6 protein-coding genes and 5 tRNA genes are annotated in these 6,626 nt (G+C 45.8%); 10 read left to right on the plus strand and 1 reads right to left on the minus strand.

Annotated elements, in window-relative coordinates; genetic code table 11:
• Nucleotides 1-6: 6 nt before the first annotated feature.
• The gene (gene hemA, locus VJL_RS17380) at nt 7-1,263 is read right to left on the minus strand and encodes a glutamyl-tRNA reductase (protein WP_038872799.1); all 1,257 of its coding nucleotides are present in this window, start codon (nt 1,261-1,263) and stop codon (nt 7-9) included.
• A 134-nt stretch (nt 1,264-1,397) separates the two neighbouring features.
• On the opposite strand from hemA, the gene lolB reads away from it, so the two are divergent.
• From lolB to VJL_RS17430, 10 genes are all read left to right on the plus strand, one after another.
• Entirely contained in the window at nt 1,398-2,036 is a 639-nt protein-coding gene (gene lolB, locus VJL_RS17385) for a lipoprotein insertase outer membrane protein LolB (protein ID WP_080774326.1), read from the plus strand.
• Nucleotides 2,033-2,905, plus strand: a complete 873-nt coding sequence (gene ispE / locus VJL_RS17390) for a 4-(cytidine 5'-diphospho)-2-C-methyl-D-erythritol kinase (protein ID WP_038879813.1) — start codon at nt 2,033-2,035, stop codon at nt 2,903-2,905. Before lolB ends, ispE begins: the two co-directional genes overlap by 4 nt.
• Before the next feature lie 28 nt (nt 2,906-2,933).
• The gene (locus VJL_RS17395) at nt 2,934-3,878 is read left to right on the plus strand and encodes a ribose-phosphate pyrophosphokinase (protein WP_010446481.1); all 945 of its coding nucleotides are present in this window, start codon (nt 2,934-2,936) and stop codon (nt 3,876-3,878) included.
• Between the two features lie 151 nt (nt 3,879-4,029).
• Nucleotides 4,030-4,620, plus strand: a complete 591-nt coding sequence (gene pth, locus VJL_RS17400) for an aminoacyl-tRNA hydrolase (protein WP_038872796.1) — start codon at nt 4,030-4,032, stop codon at nt 4,618-4,620.
• 10 nt (nt 4,621-4,630) lie between these two features.
• Nucleotides 4,631-5,722, plus strand: a complete 1,092-nt coding sequence (gene ychF / locus VJL_RS17405; protein ID WP_038872793.1) for a redox-regulated ATPase YchF — start codon at nt 4,631-4,633, stop codon at nt 5,720-5,722.
• Between the two features lie 284 nt (nt 5,723-6,006).
• A tRNA-Met gene (locus VJL_RS17410) sits at nt 6,007-6,083 on the plus strand.
• A 39-nt stretch (nt 6,084-6,122) separates the two neighbouring features.
• A tRNA-Leu gene (locus VJL_RS17415) sits at nt 6,123-6,207 on the plus strand.
• A gap of 31 nt (nt 6,208-6,238) precedes the next feature.
• Nucleotides 6,239-6,313 (plus strand) — tRNA-Gln (locus tag VJL_RS17420).
• Nucleotides 6,314-6,393: 80 nt separating this feature from the next.
• Nucleotides 6,394-6,470, plus strand: a tRNA-Met gene (locus VJL_RS17425).
• Between the two features lie 73 nt (nt 6,471-6,543).
• Nucleotides 6,544-6,625, plus strand: a tRNA-Leu gene (locus VJL_RS17430).
• Nucleotide 6,626: the final 1 nt, after the last annotated feature.

A 6,626-nucleotide genomic window follows, 5' to 3' on the forward strand; every position in this document is an offset into this window, starting at 1 on the left:
CGTGAGTTACAGATCATCCAAACCAAGGGTCTGGCGGATAACCGTTAATTTTGCTGGTTCGCCCTGCTCGGCCGCACTTTGCAATGCACGAGTAGGAGCGTGAATCAGTTTGTTGGTGAGTTTATTACTAAGCTCACGCAGGACCTTTTCAGGATCTGCGCCCGTTGCCAATGATTGTAGGCTCTTACTCAATAATTCTTCACGAATTTCGTTCGCCGATTTACGATAATCACGAATACTGTCGACCGCTTGCAGCGAGCGCATCCACGTCATGAATGCTGCACTTTCTTCGCTAACAATCGCTTCCGCTTGAATCGCTTCGACTTTACGTTGCTCAATGTTGTTATCGATGATCGACTGTAAGTCATCCACCGAATACAAGTAAGCATCGCTCAATTCACCGACTTGCGCCTCCACATCTCGTGGCACGGCGATATCTACAAGCAAGATTGGCTGGTGACGACGTTTTTTCAATGCCGTTTCCACCATGCCTTTACCGATGATAGGTAACGGACTCGCTGTTGAGCTAATTACGATATCCGCTCTTGGTAGATGGTCAGGAATTTCATTCAGGCTGATCACCTCAGCACCAAATTGCTCTGCCAATAACAATGCACGCTCTTTGGTTCGGTTAGCCACAATCATTTTCTTGCAGCCATTGGAGGCTAAGTGCTTCGCCACCAGTTCGATGGTTTCGCCTGCGCCCACCAACAACACCGTAGAATCAGAAAGTGATTCGAAGATGTGTTTTGCCAGTGTACAAGCAGCGTAAGCCACTGACACCGCATTACCACCAATATCAGTTTCAGTTCGAACACGTTTTGCGACAGAAAAAGTTTTTTGGAACAACTTATCAATCGACGTATCCACCGCCTGATGATCTCGGGAATCGGAAAACGCTTGTTTTACCTGACCCAAAATCTGAGGCTCACCAAGTACCAGTGAATCAAGGCCGCAAGAAACACGCATCAAGTGCTTAATCGCCGCTTGCTCTTCATGGACATAAAGGCTCGGCATCAAGTCTTCTTGATTAACTTGATGGAACTGGGCTAACCAGTCGATAAGCTTATTTCGCGCTCCTTGCTTTACGTCGCAGTACACTTCGGTACGGTTACAGGTTGAAACAATCACACTGCCATTAACGGCTTCATGGTCTCTGAGTTGCTCAAGTGCTGGGCCCAGTTTATCGGGTCCGAACGCCACTTTCTCTCGCAAGTCAACAGACGCTGTATTGTGATTGATTCCAATAGCAAGCAAGGACATCTAACGTGGTATCTCTGAGATCGGTTATAAAATAGGTTCAGAATTTTACTGTAAGCACGCATTTATTGAAAGGGTAAGCAGGATTTGTTTTCCTTCGTCTCTGTTTTCAGTGCTATAGTTGTGAGCGATTACCGATGAAACTGATTAATAAGCCATCAAACATGACCTTACGCTCCTTTCTCATCTTGCTCTTATCGAGCATAGTACTTGCAGGTTGTAGTTCTGTTCCTGAGAGTGTCACCAGTGTTGAGTGGCAAGCACATGAACAGCGACTAGAAACCATTGATAACTTTCAAGCCACGGGCAAGCTTGGCTACATTGGCCCCGACCAAAGGCAAAGTCTGAATTTTTTCTGGAAACACTCTTCCACCTTAAGCCAATTGCGCTTAACTACTCTACTTGGTCAAACCGCATTAAAACTCACGATTACACCACAAGGTGCGACTGTAGAAACCTATGACGACCAAGTACTTTCTGCGCGTAATGCCAATCAATTGATTTACCGATTAACGGGCTTAATGATGCCTGTTGATCACATGCCAGATTGGCTACTTGGCCTTCCAACGGATGCAGACTCCTTCCAACTCTCAGCGACCAATACCTTGCAAGCGCTGGACAAACAGATTGGTATGAACGATTGGAACATTGCCTACCAACGGTATGGGGATGTGGCTTGGCACGAACAAGCGTTGCCATTACCGAACAAACTCAAGCTAAGTACCGCAGACGTAAAAATTAATTTAGTGATCACAAAATGGAACATCACCCAATGATCGAATTTTCAACCCGCTGGCCTTCACCAGCGAAATTGAATCTCTTTCTTTATATCAATGGCCGAACTGAAAACGGCTACCACGAATTACAAACCTTATTCCAATTCGTCGATCACGGCGATGAACTTAGCATCCAAGCGAATGGCTCTGGCGAGATCACAATTTCACCTGAAATTGAAGGTGTTCCTCTAAAAGACAACTTGATCTGGAAAGCCGCCACAGCATTGCAACGCTACGCTAATTGCTCATACGGTGCACATATCGATCTTCATAAGATCTTACCTATGGGCGGTGGTATTGGCGGAGGTTCATCTAATGCGGCAACGGCCTTAGTTGCGCTTAATTACCTATGGCAAACCCACTTAAGTGATGATGAATTAGCCGAAATCGGCCTTGCGCTTGGTGCTGATGTACCCGTTTTTGTGCGTGGCTTTGCCGCGTTTGCAGAAGGTGTTGGCGAGAAACTTTCGCCAGCTCATCCAGATGAGAAATGGTATTTGGTCGTTCGTCCAAATGTTTCCATTGCAACCGTCGACATATTCACTCATCCGGATTTGACTCGAAACACGCCAAAACGCGATTTAGAAACGCTTTTAAACACGCCAAGCGTAAACGATTGCGAAAAAATTGTACGAATGCTCTACCCAGAGGTTGATAAGCAACTTTCATGGCTGCTACAATACGCGCCGTCAAGATTGACGGGGACAGGATCTTGCGTTTTTGCTGAATTTTCAAGCAAAGCGGAAGCAAAAGCTATCCTTGCACAACTCTCTGATAATGTCTCGGCATTTGTCGCTCAAGGGCGCAATATCTCGCCACTAAAAGAGACTTTGGCTGAATACCAATCAGCCCAACACCGACCTATTTAAAACTGGACGCAAACCCGAGGTTTCCACCGTGCCTGATATGAAGCTATTTGCTGGTAACGCAACACCTGAACTAGCCCAACGTATTGCTGATCGTCTTTACATCTCTCTAGGTGATGCATCTGTTTCTCGCTTTTCTGATGGCGAAGTTGCAGTTCAAATCAACGAGAATGTTCGTGGTAGCGATGTTTTTATCATTCAATCCACTTGTGCACCGACTAACGACAACCTAATGGAATTGGTTGTTATGATTGATGCAATGCGCCGTGCTTCAGCAGGCCGTATCACTGCAGTTATTCCTTACTTCGGCTACGCTCGCCAAGATCGTCGTGTACGTTCTTCTCGTGTGCCAATTACTGCAAAAGTTGTTGCTGATTTCCTATCTAACGTTGGTGTTGACCGCGTTCTGACTATCGACCTACACGCTGAGCAAATCCAAGGCTTCTTCGATGTACCTGTTGATAACATCTTCGGTACGCCTGTACTGCTAGAAGATATGCAATCTCGTGGTCTAGAAAACCCAGTAGTGGTTTCTCCTGACCTAGGTGGCGTAGTTCGTGCTCGTGCAACAGCGAAAGCACTAGGCGACATCGACATCGCTATCGTTGACAAGCGTCGTCCACGTGCAAACGTTTCTGAAGTAATGAACCTAATCGGTGACGTTGAAGGTCGTGACTGTGTGATCGTTGATGACATGATCGATACAGGTGGCACACTATGTAAAGCAGCTGAAGCGCTAAAAGAGCGCGGTGCTAAGCGTGTATTCGCTTACGCAACTCACGCTGTTTTCTCTGGCAACGCTGCAGACAACATCAAGAACTCTGTTCTTGACCAAGTTATCGTAACTGACTCTATCTCTCTATCTAAAGAGATGGCTGCAACTGGCAAAGTGACCACACTAAGCCTATCTCGCATGCTAGCTGAAGCGATTCGTCGTATCAGCAACGAAGAGTCAATCTCTGCAATGTTCAACTAATACGAACATTTCAGTTAGACTGATTTTAAAAGCACCCCTCTTTGGGGTGTTTTTTTATTTGTATCGATAGGCAGAAAATCCCTTGGTCGCCCACTGTGAGAATTCTGTGCTATCATACTGCGCTTTTTGAGATTCCAGAGAGATCCTAACCTTGACTCAACCAATCAAACTTCTTGTTGGTCTTGCTAATCCGGGACCAGAATACGCCAAAACTCGCCACAATGCGGGCGCTTGGGTTGTAGAAGAATTAGCTCGCGTTCACAACGTTACCCTGAAGAACGAACCAAAGTTCTTTGGCCTAACCGGACGCATTATGGTCAATGGCCAGGATCTCCGTTTGCTCATCCCCACCACGTTTATGAATCTTTCTGGTAAAGCGATCGCGGCATTAGCGAAGTTTTATCAAATTAAACCAGAAGAGATCATGGTTGCTCATGACGAGCTAGACTTACCTCCAGGTGTCGCTAAGTTTAAGAAAGGTGGTGGTCACGGAGGTCATAATGGCCTACGTGATACGATTAGCAAAATGGGCAATAACAAAGATTTTTATCGTCTTCGTATCGGCATCGGCCATCCGGGACACAAAGATAAAGTGGCAGGTTTTGTACTAGGCAAAGCTCCAGCGAAAGAGCAAGAGCTACTAGACGCCGCAGCCGACGAGTCGGTTCGCTGTCTAGACATCCTAATAAAGGATGGCCTATCAAAAGCGCAAAATCGCCTCCACACGTTCAAAGCTGAATAAGGTTACTATCATGGGTTTTAAATGTGGCATCGTTGGTCTACCTAACGTTGGTAAATCAACTCTGTTTAACGCACTAACTAAAGCGGGTATTGAAGCAGCAAACTTCCCGTTCTGTACCATTGAACCAAACACTGGTGTGGTTCCTGTGCCAGATCTACGTCTAGACGCACTAGCGAAGATCGTTAACCCACAGAAAGTTCTGCCTACTACAATGGAATTCGTAGACATCGCTGGTCTCGTTGCTGGTGCATCACGCGGTGAAGGTCTAGGTAACAAATTCCTAGCGAACATCCGTGAAACTGACGCGATTGGTCACGTTGTACGTTGTTTTGAAAACGACAACATCGTTCACGTTGCTGGTAAAGTATCTCCAATCGAAGATATTGAAGTTATCAACCTTGAGCTAGCAATGGCTGACCTTGATGCTTGTGAGCGCGCAATTCAGCGTAATGCTAAAAAAGCAAAAGGCGGCGATAAAGACGCGAAATTCGAACTGACTGTGCTAGAGAAGCTACTTCCAGTTCTGACAGAAGGCGGCATGGCACGTACTGTTGAGCTTTCTAAAGAAGAGCTAGCAGCAGTAGGTTACCTAAACTTCCTGACGCTAAAACCGACTATGTACATCGCTAACGTGAACGAAGACGGTTTTGAAGATAACGCATACCTAGACGCTGTACGTGAGTACGCGGAAAAAGAAAACAACGTAGTTGTTCCAGTATGTGCGGCTATCGAATCAGAAATGGCTGAGCTAGAAGACGACGAGCGTGAAGAGTTCCTTGCAGATCTCGGCATCGAAGAACCTGGTCTAAACCGTGTAATTCGTGCAGGTTACGAACTGCTTAACCTACACACTTACTTCACCGCCGGCGTGAAAGAAGTTCGTGCTTGGACAATCCCTGTTGGTGCAAGCGCACCTAAAGCAGCTGGTAAAATCCACACTGACTTTGAAAAAGGCTTCATCCGTGCAGAAGTTGTCGGCTACGATGATTTCATCCAATTCAACGGTGAAAGCGGTGCGAAAGACGCGGGTAAATGGCGTCTAGAAGGTAAAGAATACATCGTTAAAGATGGTGATGTTGTACACTTCCGCTTCAATGTATAACTAAGTAAATGAATTTTAAACACTTCATTTACAAAAAAAGCCAGCTAGCATGCTGGCTTTTTTTATACCTTTCATAAACAACACAAAATAAACTCCCTCGCTCCAAGCCAATTTATTTCCAGTTTTAGATCATAAACACGCCTCTTTGTTTAAAAAGGAAGCGAACGATGGATTTTGCGGGATTTATTGAAAAAAACTGTTGACGGATCTCACTCAACTTCGCATAATGCGCGCCGTTCCCGACAACAAGGCAACTTAGCGGCGAGAACGGAAAACATGGTATTGGCTACGTAGCTCAGCTGGTTAGAGCACATCACTCATAATGATGGGGTCACAGGTTCGAATCCCGTCGTAGCCACCATTCCTAAACGTTCTTTTATTAGAATTGTTAGGAATAGATGCGGTCGTGGCGGAATTGGTAGACGCACCAGATTTAGGTTCTGGCGCCGTAAGGTGTGAGAGTTCAAGTCTCTCCGACCGCACCATGTATTAAGTGGTAGAAATACTACTGCCTGCAGGTCTATCGCCAAGCGGTAAGGCAGCGGCTTTTGATGCCGCCATTCCCTGGTTCGAATCCAGGTAGACCTGCCATTATTCCAAAGTGGGATTCCTTTAAGAAAAAGGGTTGTCACTTAGAGCGTGAAGGTTTATATTGTCTCGCTCAAAAAGATGGCTACGTAGCTCAGCTGGTTAGAGCACATCACTCATAATGATGGGGTCACAGGTTCGAATCCCGTCGTAGCCACCATTCTTTCTTAATGAAAGAAAAATTATAACGATTAGTTTTTACCAATTAACTAATGGTTAATAGATTTCAAGATGCGGTCGTGGCGGAATTGGTAGACGCACCAGATTTAGGTTCTGGCGCCGCAAGGTGTGAGAGTTCAAGTCTCTCCGACCGCAC

It is taken from the genome of Vibrio jasicida CAIM 1864 = LMG 25398, assembly GCF_000400365.1.
GTDB classification, from domain to species: domain Bacteria; phylum Pseudomonadota; class Gammaproteobacteria; order Enterobacterales; family Vibrionaceae; genus Vibrio; species Vibrio jasicida.